The sequence below is a fragment of the Peribacillus psychrosaccharolyticus ATCC 23296 genome, from assembly GCF_000305495.1.
Taxonomy (GTDB): domain Bacteria; phylum Bacillota; class Bacilli; order Bacillales; family DSM-1321; genus Peribacillus; species Peribacillus psychrosaccharolyticus.
Genome location: NZ_AJTN02000153.1, coordinates 1 through 17,334 on the forward strand (window position 1 = coordinate 1; position 17,334 = coordinate 17,334).

Annotated in this window: 17 protein-coding genes; 6 read left to right on the forward strand and 11 right to left on the reverse strand. The window is 40.6% G+C overall.

The genetic code is table 11. The annotated features are described in order from the left end of the window. From WYK_RS06525 to WYK_RS23250, 6 genes are all read right to left on the reverse strand, one after another. The coding region (locus WYK_RS06525; protein ID WP_040373739.1) for a helix-hairpin-helix domain-containing protein at nucleotides 1-790 on the reverse strand (790 nt) is incomplete at its 3' end. A gap of 32 nt (nucleotides 791-822) precedes the next feature. Beyond that, on the reverse strand, nucleotides 823-1,488 hold the full coding sequence (locus WYK_RS06530) for a tetratricopeptide repeat protein (protein WP_040373740.1): 666 nt from the start codon (nucleotides 1,486-1,488) through the stop codon (nucleotides 823-825). A gap of 1,061 nt (nucleotides 1,489-2,549) precedes the next feature. Then, a complete protein-coding gene (gene mnmA / locus WYK_RS06535; protein ID WP_040373741.1) occupies nucleotides 2,550-3,665 on the reverse strand; it encodes a tRNA 2-thiouridine(34) synthase MnmA in 1,116 nt (371 codons plus the stop codon). 21 nt (nucleotides 3,666-3,686) lie between these two features. Beyond that, on the reverse strand, nucleotides 3,687-4,829 hold the full coding sequence (locus tag WYK_RS06540) for a cysteine desulfurase family protein (RefSeq protein WP_040373806.1): 1,143 nt from the start codon (nucleotides 4,827-4,829) through the stop codon (nucleotides 3,687-3,689). A gap of 17 nt (nucleotides 4,830-4,846) precedes the next feature. Next, nucleotides 4,847-5,272 carry a cysteine metabolism transcriptional regulator CymR gene (gene cymR / locus WYK_RS06545; RefSeq protein WP_040373742.1) on the reverse strand — a complete coding sequence of 142 codons (426 nt, stop codon included), beginning with the start codon at nucleotides 5,270-5,272 and terminating at the stop codon, nucleotides 4,847-4,849. A 215-nt stretch (nucleotides 5,273-5,487) separates the two neighbouring features. Then, nucleotides 5,488-6,312: a hypothetical protein gene (locus tag WYK_RS23250; protein WP_051387356.1), complete on the reverse strand. Its 825-nt coding sequence runs from the start codon at nucleotides 6,310-6,312 to the stop codon at nucleotides 5,488-5,490. Between the two features lie 213 nt (nucleotides 6,313-6,525). On the opposite strand from WYK_RS23250, the gene WYK_RS06555 reads away from it, so the two are divergent. Continuing rightward, complete coding sequence (locus tag WYK_RS06555; protein ID WP_040373743.1) at nucleotides 6,526-7,797, forward strand: replication-associated recombination protein A; 1,272 nt, start codon at nucleotides 6,526-6,528, stop codon at nucleotides 7,795-7,797. Here WYK_RS06555 and WYK_RS06560 read toward each other — a convergent pair. From WYK_RS06560 to WYK_RS06580, 5 genes are all read right to left on the reverse strand, one after another. Then, a complete protein-coding gene (locus WYK_RS06560; RefSeq protein WP_051387357.1) occupies nucleotides 7,780-8,406 on the reverse strand; it encodes a hypothetical protein in 627 nt (208 codons plus the stop codon). The two genes, WYK_RS06555 and WYK_RS06560, sit on opposite strands and share 18 nt — an antisense overlap. 78 nt (nucleotides 8,407-8,484) lie before the next feature. Beyond that, complete coding sequence (locus WYK_RS06565) at nucleotides 8,485-9,345, reverse strand: hypothetical protein (protein WP_040373744.1); 861 nt, start codon at nucleotides 9,343-9,345, stop codon at nucleotides 8,485-8,487. Nucleotides 9,346-9,580: 235 nt separating this feature from the next. Then, nucleotides 9,581-10,282 (reverse strand): ABC transporter ATP-binding protein, encoded by a 702-nt coding sequence (locus WYK_RS06570; RefSeq protein ID WP_040373745.1) that lies wholly within the window; start codon nucleotides 10,280-10,282, stop codon nucleotides 9,581-9,583. Further along, a complete protein-coding gene (locus WYK_RS06575) occupies nucleotides 10,282-10,659 on the reverse strand; it encodes a GntR family transcriptional regulator (RefSeq protein ID WP_040373746.1) in 378 nt (125 codons plus the stop codon). The genes WYK_RS06570 and WYK_RS06575 overlap by 1 nt, the downstream gene beginning before the upstream one ends. Before the next feature lie 2 nt (nucleotides 10,660-10,661). After that, a complete protein-coding gene (locus WYK_RS06580; RefSeq protein ID WP_152526425.1) occupies nucleotides 10,662-11,441 on the reverse strand; it encodes a hypothetical protein in 780 nt (259 codons plus the stop codon). Nucleotides 11,442-11,627: 186 nt separating this feature from the next. Between WYK_RS06580 and WYK_RS06590 the strand changes: the two genes are divergently transcribed. The 5 genes from WYK_RS06590 to WYK_RS06610 all read left to right on the forward strand — a co-directional run bounded on the left by WYK_RS06590 (nucleotide 11,628) and on the right by WYK_RS06610 (nucleotide 17,317). Beyond that, complete coding sequence (locus tag WYK_RS06590; RefSeq protein WP_040373749.1) at nucleotides 11,628-12,551, forward strand: LCP family glycopolymer transferase; 924 nt, start codon at nucleotides 11,628-11,630, stop codon at nucleotides 12,549-12,551. Between the two features lie 591 nt (nucleotides 12,552-13,142). Next, nucleotides 13,143-14,336 (forward strand): MFS transporter, encoded by a 1,194-nt coding sequence (locus WYK_RS06595; protein ID WP_040373750.1) that lies wholly within the window; start codon nucleotides 13,143-13,145, stop codon nucleotides 14,334-14,336. 392 nt (nucleotides 14,337-14,728) lie between these two features. Further along, nucleotides 14,729-15,205, forward strand: a complete 477-nt coding sequence (locus tag WYK_RS06600) for a nuclease-related domain-containing protein (protein WP_040373751.1) — start codon at nucleotides 14,729-14,731, stop codon at nucleotides 15,203-15,205. A gap of 597 nt (nucleotides 15,206-15,802) precedes the next feature. Beyond that, a complete protein-coding gene (locus WYK_RS06605; RefSeq protein WP_407951441.1) occupies nucleotides 15,803-16,702 on the forward strand; it encodes a cation diffusion facilitator family transporter in 900 nt (299 codons plus the stop codon). A gap of 327 nt (nucleotides 16,703-17,029) precedes the next feature. Further along, a complete protein-coding gene (locus WYK_RS06610; protein WP_201769111.1) occupies nucleotides 17,030-17,317 on the forward strand; it encodes a helix-turn-helix domain-containing protein in 288 nt (95 codons plus the stop codon). Nucleotides 17,318-17,334 lie beyond the last annotated feature (17 nt).

Here is a 17,334-nt window from a genome sequence, read left to right on the forward strand (position 1 = left end):
CTTCAAGCAGTGCTTTCACACTTTCCAGCAGCTGCTCCGCCTCAAGATAGACATTGCCTTCTTGAGCGCACTGTGACTCGAGCGTATATAAACACGCCGCCTTAATTCGGTCAGGATGACTACCGTTTAAACCAAGCTGAGAACCTAGTTCATCTGCACGTCCAAATCCAATGCCCTCAATATCCTCAACAAGCTGATAGGGATTTTTTTGTAACAAACTAATCGTTTCTTGTTTGTACGTTTGATAGATTTTCATTGACAACTGTGGACCAAATCCGTATTGATTCAGGGCAATCATTACTTGCTCTAGTCCTTGGTGCTCAACGAGTGTGTCGTAAAACGTCTTCGCTTTTTCACCAGCAAGTTTCGGAATGCTGTCAAGCAGCGATGGCTGAGCAAGAATCCTTGAAATCGCGTTCTCACCAAGCGTATCGACAATGCTTTCAGCCGTTTTTTTACCGATGCCTTTAAATAAATCGCTCGACAAATAACTAACAATTCCGTCCTTCGTCTGAGGCATTTCTTTTCGAAAATGCTCAACATGAAACTGAAGTCCAAATCGCGCATGCTCTTTCATATTCCCGTAAAACGTATACGTTTCATCCTCATGGATACGCGGAAAGTAGCCGGTGACGACTGCTTCTTTTTCCTCATAGCTCAAATTCGTCTCATCGACCCGAATTCTAACAACGGAATACATATTTTGTTCATTATGAAAAATCGTCACCAAATGGCGCCCCTTCATAAACGGCTTCTCCTCACTAAAGAGATCCATCGAATCCTGCACCATCTTACTCCCCTCCTTTTTGCATCCGCTCGAAATTAATTTTCAGCTTTGAAAGTTTCCATCAGTTTCTTTCCATTCGCCGCAAGCATATGGTCCGGCTGCGCCTCAAGTGCTTTATCAAAATACGTTATTGCCAAGTCGGCATCTTCCTTGTACCCAGCATAAGCAACTCCGAGGTTGTAATAAGCATCGGCATGCCCAGGATCCTGCTCCACGATGATATTTAACTGCTTAATCAACTCTTCATACAATTCCGCATTCGCTAAACAAAGGGCATACTGGAAGCGCGCATCCACATCTTCTGGATTTAACTCGACTGCCCTCTGCAAATATGGCATAGCAAGCTTCGCCTGATCTAACTGCTGCAGCGTCATACCAAGCATAAAGAAGGTATCTGACGTTTCAAGACCTGTACGAATAGCTTTTTCAAACATGTCCTTTGCTTCAATAAATTTATCACCATCGAAATATAAATTCCCCAGTGAATAATAAGCGGCACCGGCTTTTTCATCTAGTTCAAGAGCTTTATGATAAAAAGACACCGCGCGATCAGTTTCTCCCACGGCAGTCAAGACATTTCCAAAATTTATGTAAGCCACCGGTTCATTCGGATTTTCCTCGATTGCCTCCGAAAAAACGCGGACTGCATCTTCATACTTACCTTCTTGCATAAACTGAATTCCTTGTTGATTTTTGTCCATTCTATTCACACTCCATATAATTGCTAAGACTTGATGTATCTACGAAAAGTATACCATTTAACAGGCTAAAGACACAAAACGTCTTCATTTAGAAATATTTATGACACAACAAAATATTATGGTAAAATATAACAAAATAGTTTTTGAAGGAGGTGTTGTTTTGAGAAGATTTCTCTTAATTGTTTTGCTCATAGGTAATGTTTTCTACATAACTAATTTTCTTAGCAATTATGATACGTTTAAACTAAATATTCTATGGGTTATCTTTTTCAGCATCAGTTTATATCTTTCTATTCTTTTTTTAACTCGTTCGAGAAAGAAATCTGGTTATAACCCTTATCTCTCCATTTCAGTACTCGTGACTAGCATAAGCTGCCTAGGATCCTTCGTCTTTCTCTATTTTGTCACTAACCTGATGGGATAAAAAAATCAAGAAATCCTCAAGAGCTAGTCTTGAGGGTTTTTTCTCGTTACTACATCCGCTCCAGCTGCAATACCTGCTTTCTCTACTGGTTGATTCTTCCCGAACTCCAATTAATTGTGCCTCAACTCGCAATGATTATGCCCGAACTGCTAATCATTCTCATCGAACTCGAGTTCATTCTTCCCTACGACCCATTGATACTCTTTCTGGATAACCCCGTGAACAAAACAGCGTAAAAACGAGTAACTTGTCCTTATTCAGTCTCATTGCCTGCATTTTCTACTGGTTGATTCTCCCCGAACTCGGATTCATTCTTCCTCAACTCACATTGATTCTGCCCAAACTGTCAATCACTCTCCCCGAACTCGGGTTCATTCTTCCCTACGACCTTTTGATACTCTTTTTGGACATCCCCGTAAACAAAAAACGAGTAACTTGCCCTTATTCAGTCTCCTTTACTGCATTCTCTACTGGCTGATTCTCCCCGAACTCGGATTCATTCTTCCTCAACTCACATTGATTCTGCCCAAATTGTCAATCATTCTCCCTGAACTCGTATTCATTCTTCCATACGACCTAGTAACCCGCTGAAAATCAAAAAAATCCCCAGCGATCTTCAGCTGGGGATTTTCTCTTATTAACCTACATAGGTTAGTTTTTGGTCATTTTTGAAGACTTCATCGATAGTTCCGCCGCCGAGACAGATTTCGCCGTCGTAGAAGACGACTGCTTGGCCTGGGGTGATGGCACGAACTGGCTCGTCAAAGATGACTTTTGCGTCACCGTTTTCAAGCATTTTTACAGTTACGCCGCTGTCCGGTTGACGGTAGCGGAATTTTGCTGTGCATTTGAATTCTGCCGCTGGTTCATGGTTTGCGACCCAGCTGACGTTCACGGCTGTAAGGGAGTCTGAGTATAATTTTTCGTGGTGAAAGCCTTGGCCTACATACAAAATATTGTCCTTCAGATTCTTACCAATTGCAAACCAAGGTTCACCGCTGCCGCCGATTCCAAGACCGTGGCGCTGGCCGATTGTATGGTTCATCAAGCCGTAATGTTTTCCCATTACTTTTCCATCGAATGTTTCCATATTACCAGGCTGTGCCGGCAGGTATTGTCCGAGGAACTCTTTGAAATTACGTTCGCCGATAAAACAGATTCCGGTTGAATCCTTTTTAGCAGCCGTTGCAAGTCCAGCTTCTTGGGCAATTTTCCGAACCTCAGGCTTTGCAATGCCGCCAAGTGGGAACATTACTTTTGAAAGCTGTTCTTGCGTAAGTTGATTAAGGAAATACGATTGATCCTTATTCTCATCAATTCCGCGAAGCATTTTGTAATCACCATCACGGAACTCAACGCGCGCATAATGACCAGTAGCCAAATAATCGGCTCCAAGGCTCACTGCATGCTCAAGAAACGCCTTAAATTTAATTTCTTTGTTACACATAACGTCCGGATTCGGCGTCCGGCCCGCTTTATATTCATCTAAGAAGTACGTAAACACCTTGTCCCAATATTGCTTTTCAAAGTTTACAGCATAATATGGGATTCCAATTTGGTTACATACAGCAATAACATCATTGTAATCTTCTGTCGCGGTACAGACACCATTTTCATCAGTATCATCCCAGTTCTTCATGAAGATCCCGACTACATCGTAGCCTTGTTCCTTCAAAAGCAAGGCTGCAACTGACGAATCAACGCCTCCTGACATCCCAACAACGACACGAGTGTCCTTTGGTGCTTTATTCATAATGAAACTCCTTTTAACTCTTTATTTGACCAATCTGTTGATGATTGTAACTGTTTCTTCCGCTGCTTGGCTAATTTCCTGCTCAGTGGTATTAAAACCGAAACTAAATCGAATCGAATTTTTTGTCCGTTCATCATTCTTGCCAAACATCGCTACAAGGACATGCGATGGCTCAATCGAACCCGCTGTACAAGCAGATCCGCTTGAAACAGCAATTCCTGCAAGGTCTAGATTAACAAGCATCGACTCCACATTCGTTCCCGGAAAACTAATATTAAACACATGTGGCAGTGTATGCTCAGGTGAACCATTTATTGAATAGGCAATTCCTGCTTGATTAAACACATCAATCATCAAGTGTTTAAATGACTCATACCGAGCATTTTTTTCCAATAGGCTCTGCTGTGCAATTTTGACTGCCTCAGCAAAACCAGCGATTGCCGGCACGCTTTCTGTTCCCGCACGACGTTTTCGCTCTTGATCACCGCCAAGCTGATGAGGCTTGTGCTTAATGCCATCGCGGATATATAAAAAGCCGATTCCCTTGGGCCCATTGATTTTATGGGCTGAAACCGACAGTAAATCAATTCCCAACTCATTGACATTAATTTTGACTACACCGTAAGCCTGTACGGCATCGGTATGGAAAAAAGCAGGATGGTTTTGCAGGATGCTGCCGATCTCAGCGATTGGCTGAATCGTTCCTACTTCATTGTTCCCAAACATGATTGAAACAAGTATCGTATCCTCGCGCAATGCCTGTTTAAGGTCAGCTAAGGAAATCAGTCCTTGTTTATCGACTGGTAAATACGTCACCTCAAAGCCTTCTTTTTCAAGGAATTGGGCCGGGTGAAGTATCGCATGATGTTCAATTTCTGTTGTAATAATATGCTTGCCGCGATGCTGATACGAATGAGCAACACCAATCATGGCCGTATTATCAGCTTCCGTCCCGCCGCTCGTAAATACAATCTCTTGGCGGTTCGCGCCGATACTTGCAGCAATCTCCACTCGAGCTTCATCCAAACTATGACGTGCCTCCCGGCCAAATGAATGGATGCTTGACGGATTACCGAAATTCGCCGCCATCACACTCATCATCCTGTCAATGACGGACGGATGCATGGGCGATGTTGCGGCATGGTCTAAATAAAATCGTTCCACTTCCACGTCGCCTCCATTTAAATATAAAACATATACGAATCTTGTTCGCCTTCATCTTTATAATTAGCAAGGTCCTCGATGGTTGTATTATCAAGCACACCTTTGACCGCATCACGAATACGAATCCAAAGCTGACGCTTCACTGGCTCTTCATCCTCAATTCCCTCCACCGGTGAAATAGGTCCTTCAAGCACACGAATCACATCACCAGAGGTAATTTGTCCAGGCTCTCTCCCAAGAATATATCCACCATACGCACCTCGAATACTCCGGACTAAACCAGCATTTCGAAGCGGAGCAATCAGCTGCTCTAAATAGTGTTCAGATAAATCATTATTCTTCGCAATTGATTTTAAGGATGTTGGACTTTGTCCGTCACCATAATTCTTCGCTAAGTCGATCATAATCGTTAAGCCGTAACGGCCTTTAGTTGATATTTTCACTCTTAACACCTCTATCTTTTCACAGTTTCACCTGACAATACGGTGTCTTTATCTATCTGTTTTATCTCATCTTATCTATTAATAGGCTCTAAAAATTATAGCATATTCCAAGTACAATTGCATTTACCTATCCTTACTATGTCGATAGGGATTTAAAAAGTACTTGCACATAAAAAAATACCTACTTGAATTGTACTCTTGGATAGTTGAAACTTTTACAATTCCATTCTGTTCACTTCGTCTATCAAACCCATCTTCTGCATTTCAGCTTTCACAATTCCCTTCAATTCATCATCATCCTGTATGAGGTAAAAAAATTGCAAGTTTCGTATAGTCGCTAATTTGGTTTCATTTTCATTCCGCTTAAAAAAACTCTTGAGTTCTTTTAAATTGATGATTGAATCACTATTCATCGGAAATATTTCTTGGTTGTGTCCTGCATGATTACTTACAACGCCTAAAGTATCAAAAGTATTAATGGGCGCCAATTTTTTTCTTTGCTCAGGTACAATCACTTCTACATATTCATATAAATCGTCAATCGGTTTTCGGTTGAGTTTCTGTTGAATCCTTTCGCAAATAAAGGGGCTTTGTTCAGTGAACTCTGGGTTCATCGCTGCATCTTTAGCCATCCAATCTAAAAAATCACGATATTCCTCTTTTGTTGAATAATCTAGAAGGTTCTCAATACTCGAGGCATCATTCAGGGTGAGGACTACGTCTATAAACTCTTTAATGTTTCTAGCTATGATTTGCACATGATTACCGAAATTCATGGGGCTAATACAAACGATGAAAGCTTCTTCTAAATCCTTCACCCTGCCAAAATCAGTGAGGAACCCATAATGGATCCCATCAGCACCTATGTTTGCAAAGGGAATGACATCATACGGAGTGACGTCATAAGAATAATCATCATCTAGTAAGAAAAGTGATAATTGATCGAATAAGCTGACTCCCTCCTTTTGTAATTCTAGGTCTATTTTAGTTAACATCTGAAGAGTTTGAGGGAATTCTTTGTATTTTCCTAGAAAATCCACAATCTAACGCCTCCTGTAAAAGAAATACTGGTTAGTAATATATTCAGTATCTTTCATTCAAAAGCCTGCTGATCTTCGTGTATTTTCTAATCTTAATTCAAGCGTAACCTATCTCCTTCTATTAAATTAAAAGGTCCCACCCTATCCTTAGCCTTTTTTTCGACTTAGCGTTATAATTCCGATAACACGAGTATGTATGGTGGGGTGAGGAAGATGAGTATTAAGCCGCTTGCTTTTCGGATGCGGCCGCGGTCAATTGAGGAAGTAATTGGCCAGCAGCATCTGGTAGGCGAAGGAAAAATTATTGAACGGATGGTGAAGGCCAAGCAGCTTTCATCGATGATTTTATATGGTCCGCCTGGTGTAGGGAAAACGTCGATTGCGAGTGCGATTGCTGGTAGCACTCAGTTTGCTTTTCGCACCTTAAATGCAGTCACGAATAATAAAAAAGATATGGAAGTCGTAGCAGCTGAAGCGAAAATGTCTGGTAAAGTCATTCTTCTGTTGGATGAAGTCCATCGTCTTGATAAAGCAAAACAGGATTTTCTGCTGCCGTATCTGGAGAATGGGATGATTACTTTAATCGGGGCGACAACGAGTAATCCCTTTCATGCGATAAATCCAGCGATTCGCAGTCGCTGTCAAATTTTTGAGCTGAAGTCGCTTGAAGTAGCGGACATCATAACCGCACTGAATCGAGCGTTGATTGATGACAATCGCGGTCTTGGCAGCTACCAAACCGACGTGAGCAGCGAAGCACTTGCACACTTAGCGACCGCCTCGAACGGTGACGTCCGCAGTGCACTTAATGCCCTTGAACTCGCCGTGATTTCGACCACGCCGGACGAGAGTGGGACCATTCACATTGATGTTGACATTGCTGCGGAATGCATTCAGAAAAAAAGTTTTTCGCATGATAAAGATGGCGACGCCCATTATGACGTCCTCTCTGCACTGCAGAAATCAATTCGCGGCAGTGATGTCAACGCAGCCCTTCATTATTTAGGACGGCTGATCGAAGCCGGTGATCTTGTCAGTATCGCCCGCCGGCTAGTCGTAATTGCTTACGAAGATATCGGTCTAGCCAACCCTCAAGCTGGTCCTCGCGCACTTGCGGCCGTTGAAGCTGCGGAACGACTCGGTTTTCCTGAGGCACGGATTCCGCTTGCCAATTCAGTTGTTGAGCTCTGTCTTTCACCAAAATCGAACTCAGCTTACCTAGCGATTGATGCTGCACTAGCTGATATACGGGCAGGTCACAGCGGTGATGTACCCGATCATTTGAAAGATGGTCATTACCAGGGAGCGAAGGAACTTGGTCGAAGCATTGGTTACCTGTATCCTCACGACTTTGATAACGGCTGGGTTGAACAACAATATCTGCCAAACAAACTCCTTGGAAAGCAATACTATAAACCGAAAAAAAGCGGGAAGTTTGAACAAGCTCTAGCCGCCGTTTATGAAAAATTAACGCGTAAAAAATAGGCGTATATGTTTAATGGACAAAAAAGTTTCATCCCCTTTAGCAGTCATAAAGCAGACTAGACCATCTTCTACACCCAATAATGTGCCGGTTTTCTGAGGAATGTCACCTAAGTCAAAGACCACAAGTTTTCCGATTAATTTTTGCAACTGCTCCTCGAACATTCTTGACAGTGCATGTGTAGAAGGCTGGAAATCTCTTGTAACTTGTCCATACGGAGCGTCCATCTCAGCGAAAGTCATGCTTTTCACATGATCCATCGAGATGAATATGGTTTTATAAATAGGAGAATAAAAGACAATATAATTTGTCATGATACTCATAATATAGCCGTTCAACACCGTGTTTTTTCCAAGAAGCACGTAAACACAGCGTCCTTTTGCACTCATTAATGATTTGCGAAAGGACGTTTTTCCGTATCCAAGCTTGACAGTTTTCATCTGACAGTCAGGGAAAGTAATCTGTTGAATATGCCGAATTGGAATGTAACGGTATCTCTCACATTCGGATAGAATAATCATATCTGGACTTGCATCCTTTAAAACCCCAGTGATTTCAATCTCTTCAGAAAGTTGAATTGAAATGAACTGTTCTAAGTACGTGGATAACATAATTTAGCTCCCTTTTTATGGCCTGTACTATTTTTTCGAAAAGGAGAGGTACAGCGGTTGGCTGTACCTAAGTTTCCCTTAATTACGATCATTAATAGCAGCTTGTGATCGTGCAATACTCTCCATCAAAATTTTTCTGTACACATTGCTTTTGGAGTTTCTTCTAGTTTGGCTATTAGAACTCTTTTCTGTCTTGTTTTGAGAGTTCTCGTTGGAGTTAGTTGAGTCGCTGTCGGAGTTCTCATCCTCAGAAACTTCATCTTCTCTGCCTTGGATGGGAACTACGATTGATTGCAGATGGAATGTAGAAACATAATATACTTCCTTATCGTGAACAATAACAAGGGTTTCATCATCAAACTCTGATAGCACACCTTCAACCTTATCCGGTCCGTTATTAACGGTGACCCATTGGCGTTTTAGCGCTGCAAATAACTGAGGCAAAGTGACCGCTTCAGCAAAAGCTGGTTCAAGCTCATATACGGATTCGTTTTCTTTTTCTTTTAGTTCAACTTCATTCACACTTTTAATATGGTCAAGATGATACAGCACAAGACCATCCTTTTTCGTTTCCAATGTCAAAAATTCATCATTTACTGCTAGCAGTCTTCCAACACGTGATGCAGGACCTCCACCATTGATTTGGACCGACCCCAGAAGAAGTTGCCCCAGTAAATCCCCCATCGTTTTCGTATCTTCTTCATAAAAACTTAGTTCAGGGTAATCAGTTGGATTTACATTCCCTTTTGTATCTTCTACCACGGCCTTAACATGTTTCAACTGAAAATAAACCACCTGCTGTTCTTTTGTTTGCAACGTAAGATAATCATCGTTTACTTGAAGTAGTTTTCCAGTCTTTAAATCTGGACCTGCCTTATTGATTTTCACGACTCTTCCAACTAAATCATTTAGATATGTCAAATTAATTGTATCCGCCATAGTGCACTTGCCTCCCATAGTTGTTTGTACTTTAGTGATAGCCATACAGCATGTATATGCGCCTTAATCCTTTATGGCATATGCACTTACCCACTCTTTCATTAAATCGTTATATGCCTATGGGGAATTCTCAGCTGGTGTGGGTGTTAAAAAATCTTTGATTTGATTTGCTCGCTCTGCCGACAAAAAAACGCCTCATCGGATCCTTTTCGGATATAATGCGGCGTGTTAGTCTTTAGGCTCCTGTGCGGAGGATGCTTTTCATCCATTCAATAATGGATTTACCTTGAGTGGCATGGATCACTTCGACAGGTTCCTTTGCGATGATTGATCCATTCTTAATGATGGCGACTTCATCGAGGAGCGTCTCTACTTCATCAATTTCGTGTGTGGTCAGAATGACGATTTGGTGTTCGTAATCGATAAAGGAAAGTAAACTTTTCACAATGGCTTCACGGACCATTTGATCGAGTCCGGAAAACGGCTCATCAAGCAGTACGACCGGAGTCTCACGGGCCAGCGCTAGAACGAGTCGTAAACGGCCGCGGTATCCCTTTGATAATGCCTGTATCCGTTTCGTACGATCAAGCTTCATCATCTCGAGCATTTTAGCAGCTTTATCAGCGTTAAAATCGGCAAACTGTGATTCATAATAATGAAGCATTTCATCAACTGTATACATCGGATAAAAGAAATCAAGCTCCGTCATATACGAAACGCTTTTCGCAATCCGTCGTGTCACGCTTTCCTGCATGACCATGACTTCCCCAGAATCAGGTTTAACGAGACCAGCAATCAGCTTCAAGGTTGTCGACTTTCCACTCCCATTCTCACCAATTAAACCATAAATTTTCCCTGGTTCAAACGTAATAGACACGTCCGTTAAAGCAGCCAGACTACCATATTTCTTACTAACATTCCTTAACTCCACTGTCATTACACTTCACCCTCTCGTTTCGAAAAAAACTGCTGCAGCCCCTCAAGCATTTCGTCGTTAGTCAAACCAATTTCATTCATACTTTCCACAAATTCTTCAACGATTCCCGTTTTGATTTTATTTCGTAATTCAACAACCACTGCTGGATCATTCTTTACATAGGTTCCCTGGCCCCTTTTCGTTTCCACCATTCCATCCCTCTCCATCTCCGTATAAGTCCGTTGAATTGTATTCGGATTAACCCCCATTTGCACCGCCATATCGCGAACCGACGGCAATTTTTCCCCATGTTTAATTTCACCACGGACAATGGAAAAGTAAATACGATCCACTACTTGTAGATAAATCGGCTTTGATGCATGAAATTCATCTGGCATTTTTACACCTCAAGCTTTCTATCAAATACCCAGCAAGCAAGATAAAACAAGCCGACAACAAATAAAGTATCGATTGAGAATGTCAGCAGAGAAAAATCGATAACTTCTCCTGCTAACGAAAATTCATCCGTATCTACACTAAACGAATTAAATTGAAAAATAGTCACCCTGGCAATTTCATCTAAGGCTTGGTACAGAGCCGTATCTTGGAAAAAGTTTAATAAAAAATTAATACCGAAAAATAATATAGTAATAATCAGCCAACGGACATTTTTTATTTGAGGAAATTTCACTAAAGCATGATAGATCACCCACAGCAGCAGGCATTCTACAGCCAAAAATAAACTAAAAATTGTAATGACGCCCAAAACGGTTCCTAACTCAAAGATTCCATATCCCTGCATCTGTTCGTTTGATAGCATCGAAGAAGAATTCATAAGCGCGAAGACGAGAACCACCGCTGAAAATAGTAAGGAAATCAAATGCAGTCCGAGTCCAGTTAGCAGCTTTGATCCGAGCAGAAGCATAGACGATTGAGGATTATGAAGCCAGAGCTGTGATTTCCCTTCGACATTAAGAAGTGTCAGCAACATGACCGGTACCATTAAAATATGAATCAGCAGTAAGGGAATAATCCCAACAAACATGATTCCAGGCACCTGGTAGTGGTTGCCCAGCAGGTACGTTATCAATACTAAAACCATTTGCAGCAGCAAAAGCCAAACCAGCGATTTCCTCCCTAGTTTCCACTCCTTCTTCATCAATCCCAAAAATGGCTTCATACAGCCAACCCCTTCCAAATATTAGTGTTCTAGTGATATAGTACACTAAAACGATAAAAGTGTGCAATACCTTTTTAAATAATATTCTAAAAAGAACAAATTCGGATTCCATCCAGTAAAACTCCATATCTTTTTCCGAATTTGTTCTTTATAATGAAGTTATTATAAATAGAAAGTGGGATCGTAATGGATAAACGAAAAAAGAAACATCCTTGGCTCAAATTTTTTGGGTTTGTTGTCTTATTTTTTATTCTTGTTGCAGGCGGCTTAGCTTATTATGTCTATCATTCTCTTACAAGTACGGTAGCCACAATGCATACTCCTATTAATCGTGAAATTTCAGAAAAACGTGTAGAACCAGTCTCCTTACAAAAACAGCAGCCATTTTCAGTTCTATTGCTGGGTGTGGATGAACGAGAAGGAGATCGCGGCCGCTCAGATACCATGATCGTCATGGCCGTAAATCCGAATCTAAATACAACCAAACTTCTCAGTATCCCTCGTGATACACGGACAGATATTATTGGCAAAGGCACCGTTGATAAAATCAATCACGCTTGGGCTTTTGGTGGTGCAGAAATGTCAATGGACACGGTTGAGCATTTTCTCGATATCCCTATTGACTATTATGTAAAGGTAAATATGGAAAGCTTTAAAGATATTGTCGATGCAGTTGGCGGTGTGACAGTTGAGAATTCGGCTGCTTTTACCAATGGAGATCAAAAATTCCCGGCTGGAACGCTTACGTTAAATGGAAAAGAAGCACTTAGCTATTCGCGTGAACGACATTCCGATCCAAACGGTGATTTTGGTCGACAAGAACGTCAGCGTCAGATCATTCAAGCCGTCCTCCAGAAAGGCGCAAGTATTTCATCTGTCGCTAATTTCAGCGATATTCTTTCTGCGCTCAGTAAAAATATACAAACCAACCTTGAGTTTGACCAAATGGTAGACATCCAATCCAATTACCGCTCTGCAACCAAATCAATCGTACAAAGCACGATTAAAGAAACAGGGCAAAAAATAAACGGCGTCTACTATGGAATTGTTGACAATACAGAACTGCAAAATGTTCAAAATGAATTAAAAACCCAGCTAGAAGTTGAATAAGACCAAAACATTTATTTTCTAGGAAATATTACGCTATATTTCGTCTTTTTCTTCTATATAAGTGATCATTTTTCTTAGGGGATACGCAATTTGAACCTTGCTTTGACAAATTCCTCATTTCTCTACGAATTTTGTAGTTAATTGATTAGTTTAATATAGAAGAAAAGGCGGTATTATAGAGTTACATAGTTAAATTACCATTTATGACAGATTTTGTTGATAGATTCATCATTTTTTAAGAAGGGGTGGGTATATTGAAAATTAAAGCCGGTAGTTGGATCATGCTTACACCACAAGAAAAAATGTTTATCTTACAAGCAATCAGCAAAACAAGAATAGAACAGCTTGCTTAACTTCTTACTGTTTGATTATTTAATTGAAAGGTGAGAAGTCCATGCAGAGTTTACATGTCAAAGAAGACAGCCCTCTTGATGGGGCCTAAAAAGGAACAGCATCCCATAAATTTGGAGCTGTTCCTTTTTGCTGTGCCAAAAATATTTAGTAATCCGAAATATATATTCTCAATCCATAGCAAATTCAACTTTTTTCTTGTAAAATAGATTTTGACTAAATACAAGGAGGATTTTACACTTGAGTACACTAACTAAACCAAATCCTCTCAGCACGGATAAAATATGGACACGGGATTTTGTCTTAATTTGTGTGGCCAACTTTTTCATTTTTTTAGGCTTTCAAATGACCCTGCCGACCATCCCGCTTTTTGTCACACATTTAGGTGGAAGCGAACGTCTAATCGGCGTTGTTGTTGGGATCTTCACCTTTTCTGCATTACTGCTCAGACCATTTGCCGGCAAACTTCTTGAAAGCAAGGGACGCCGTTTCGTCTTTCTAATCGGACTTATCATCTATGTCATCTCAGTCGGCTCGTTTGGTTTTATGGGAAGCATGGCATTTCTCTTTGCGATGCGAATTGTTCAAGGAGCAGGCTGGGGTTTCTCGTCCACTGCCTCTGGGACCATCGCTACTGATCTGATACCAGCAAAAAGGCGTGGTGAAGGAATGGGGTATTACTCCCTTTCCGGAAACCTTGCACTTGCCATGGGACCATCACTTGGACTACTGCTTGTGGGTGTCGTATCATTTAAAGTTCTCTTTCTCATTTCTGCTGGGTTAGGTCTAGCTGCCTTCCTTATTGCAACCACACTTCGTTACACGGAAGTTGAAAAGGGTGCGGTAAAAACAACGACCATCAAATTTGATTTTTATGAAAAAACAGCCTTACCCCCGTCGATATTGTTATTATTTATCACGGTCACCTTTGGTGGTATCGCGACCTTTTTACCGCTATACGCAGCACAAAAAGGCATATCTGGGATTCAGTGGTACTTTCTGATTTATGCACTGTCACTAATGTCCACTCGTCTATTCGCAGGCAAACTCTACGATAAACATGGACATAAATTCGTCTTTATTCCATCCGTCTTTTTGATGATTATCGCCATGTTGCTGCTTGCCTGGCTGCCAAGCAATACCGTCCTTTATACCGCGGCAATCTGTTACGGATTTGGATTCGGATCAGTCAGCCCAGCCCTACAAGCTTGGTCGATGGAAAAAGCGGCTCGCAACCGTAAAGGAATGGCCAACGCCACCTTCTTCTCCTTCTTCGACCTCGGCGTCGGAATCGGAGCCATCATATTCGGCCAAATCGCCTATATGTACGGCTATGCCAGCATCTACTGGACCGCCGCAGGCTCCGTCTTCCTATCACTACTGTTTTACCTATACATCCTAAAGAAAGAACACAAACAAGGAAGCGCATATTGAGCGCTTCCTTTTGTTTGGATTTAATCCCATTGAAACGTCAGGGCTCAAGAAGCTTCCGCACATAAAACCAGCTGAAGCGCACACTCTTTGCCACTTTCCGCACACAAATTGACCCCAAGCGCACAAAAACTCCGCATTTCCGCACATAGGCGTCTCCGAGTGAGATAAACATCCCAGCAGCCCAGAGTTAAAAGCGTTTTGTTTTGTTAAAATGGGTATCTTTCTCTAGAATGTTTTAGAAATCAAACTTAGATTCTAGTAAATGACGCATTTAGTATGGAGATTCATCCGCACATAAAAAGCGTTCGTACTTAAAAAATCTTCACACGATGCAGGAATTTCGACTTATTCCGGAGAATTTTTAGATAGAATCATAATAAAGGAGGAATACTTTGTTTATCAAACCCATTAAACCGCCGCTTTCCATTCAAGTTTTGGAAGCCCTCGTGCGTCGTCTTTCACCTAAACACCCACGGATAGACGAGATTAAGGAAGAACTTCGAATTACCAAAGCCGGTTATCGAGGTGAACAATCGCTGGATTACTTTTTAGGTGCCCTTTCTTCAAAAAAGCATACAATTTTTCATGATCTCCGCTTACCGTATACCCCCAATACTGAACCCTATTACTTTCAAATCGATATCCTGCTCGTTTGCTCAACCCATCTTCTTATTTTAGAAGTCAAAAATTATGCAGGTACACTATTCTTCGATCGTGAATTTTCACAACTCATCCAAACAAAAGATAACCTCGAGAAATCATTCACTGACCCTATCTCCCAAGTAAAACGGCAGCAAATGCTTTTATTGACCTGGTTAAAAGATCATAAATCCCCACAGGTCCCCGTTGAAATTCTTGTTGTCATTTGAAAGTTCACCCGGTTACTCTGATACTAAACAAATCGTATTACATAAAGAAAACCTTTTTCCAAAGTTACAAACAATCGAATCAAAATATAAAACTGAACATTTCCCACCGAAAGACATTAGAAAACTCTCCAAAATGCTGCTCGCTCAGCACACTCCATCTTACCCAAATCTCCGTGAAAAATATTCGATAACGACACTCGATTTTTTTAAGGGAGTCACTTGCCCTGCTTGCTTTGCTCTACCCATGCTCCGTGAACGCTCTCGCTGGACATGCCCTCAATGTAATCACTTTTCTACAGATGCTCATCTTTTCACCTTACATGATTTTGCTATTCTAATAAAATGCAATCCAACAATTTCTGAAATTCAGGACTTTTTGCAATTACCTTCCCGTTACATAACATATAGGCTTCTTGCTAAATCTCCTTATCCACGAATTGATTCGAAAAGGTATCAAATTGTTTCCCAAGAGAAACTTTATTAGTTCCACATTACTTTTATAGGATAACGTAAAAAGATTGCTATAGACTTACACGATTACTTATTGGTAAGATGTTCAAGCGATATAAACGCTAGAATTTTTTTGGAGTGATGAAGTTGGTTGCAAGAGATTCAGTTGTTCGTAAGGTAGCCGTCATAAGCGTTGCCTTTAACGTACTATTAATGTTAGGCAAACTATTTGTCGGTTATTTTAGCGATAGTGATGCCGTTTTTGCTGATGGTATTCACTCCGCAGCAGATGTTTTTGCCTCAGTTATTGTTTTATTAGTATTAAAAATAGCCAGCAAACCTGCTGATGACGAACATCCATACGGCCATGGAAAAGCAGAAATTCTTGTTTCTGCATCTATTGGAATAATATTATTATTAGTGTCCATTTACTTAGTTTATGAAGCCATAGCGGGCTTTTTCCATCCAGTCAAAGTGCCCGGTTTAATCGCATTATGGACGGCCTTGCTTTCATATGCCATTAAGCATTGGCTATACCGTTACTCATTAGCTGTATCAAAAGAACACCGGAGTAACGCGATTAAGGCCATTGCACTCGATCATAAGGCGGATATTCTTGCATCCGTTGCCGCAGCATTAGGTGTTGTGTTGTCCATTGTTGGAGACAAACTAGACCTGCAATTTCTCCTTTATTCGGATAAAGTAGCTACAATCATTGTCGCCTATCTCATTTTTAAAATAGCAAAAGAAATGTTGATGGAGTCGTTTGATATCCTACTAGAACGAAATGTGAATAGCGATACCCTTCAGGAATTTGAGAAAGTCGTTCTCAGTTTCGAAGAAGTACGAAGGATTGACAGCATCCGAGCCAGAGAATTAGGTGCCTATGTGTTAGTCGACATTAGAATCAGTATTGACTATTTTAAAAATATTCAAGAAGGACATGACCTCACACGGGATATCCGCAATCAATTAAAATCAAAGCACGATAATATATCAGAAGTATTAATTCATCTAAACCCCTATTACAAAAATGATCAAGAATAACGAAAAACCGGCGCCTATTAAGCGCCGGTTTTTTAAGTTCTAGTAAAACCAAGATATATGAAGTATATTAATTTAATGTAAAAAAATACTTTTCTGATTAATCTTGGATCATTATTTTTCTCAAATAAATTAACTGGAAAGTGAATTTGGGTGGTTTTCTTCCCTATTGTTGCATTTTCCGGTCAACTCAGCGTGCAAACATACACGTTTAAAACGTTGGTATATAAGCGATGACAAGAATCTTGTCATCGCTTATATACCAATGATAGCAATCTTGGCTAGGATTACGTAGAAAAACTATAGATAATATATTCGAAAGGAGAAAACATGATGGAGATTGGTTCAAAGTTAAAAAAAGCTAGATTAGAAAAAAAGCTTACTCAAGAAAATGTTGCAAATTTACTAAATCTTTCTCGATCCACTATTTCTAGTTGGGAAGTGGGAAGAAGTTATCCTGATTTAGATAACTTAGTGGCTATTAGTGATTTGTATGATGTTTCTCTTGATATTCTATTACGAGAGGATGCTAAAATGGTTAAACAACTTTCATTAGATACGAAACAGAAAAAAAGAATTCAAACTTATAATTTCTTTATTAGTCATTGTCATTATTAGTACAGCAGGCTATCTGT

Coding starts and splice junctions, on each gene's coding strand:
- WYK_RS06530 (WP_040373740.1), bottom strand. CDS start 1,488: ATGGACAAAAATCAACAAGGAATTCAGTTTATGCAAGAAGGTAAGTAT.
- mnmA (WP_040373741.1), bottom strand. CDS start 3,665: ATGAATAAAGCACCAAAGGACACTCGTGTCGTTGTTGGGATGTCAGGA.
- WYK_RS06555 (WP_040373743.1), top strand. CDS start 6,526: ATGAGTATTAAGCCGCTTGCTTTTCGGATGCGGCCGCGGTCAATTGAG.
- WYK_RS06560 (WP_051387357.1), bottom strand. CDS start 8,406: ATGTTATCCACGTACTTAGAACAGTTCATTTCAATTCAACTTTCTGAA.
- WYK_RS06565 (WP_040373744.1), bottom strand. CDS start 9,345: ATGGCGGATACAATTAATTTGACATATCTAAATGATTTAGTTGGAAGA.
- WYK_RS06570 (WP_040373745.1), bottom strand. CDS start 10,282: ATGACAGTGGAGTTAAGGAATGTTAGTAAGAAATATGGTAGTCTGGCT.
- WYK_RS06575 (WP_040373746.1), bottom strand. CDS start 10,659: ATGCCAGATGAATTTCATGCATCAAAGCCGATTTATCTACAAGTAGTG.
- WYK_RS06580 (WP_152526425.1), bottom strand. CDS start 11,441: ATGAAGCCATTTTTGGGATTGATGAAGAAGGAGTGGAAACTAGGGAGG.
- WYK_RS06590 (WP_040373749.1), top strand. CDS start 11,628: ATGGATAAACGAAAAAAGAAACATCCTTGGCTCAAATTTTTTGGGTTT.
- WYK_RS06610 (WP_201769111.1), top strand. CDS start 17,030: ATGATGGAGATTGGTTCAAAGTTAAAAAAAGCTAGATTAGAAAAAAAG.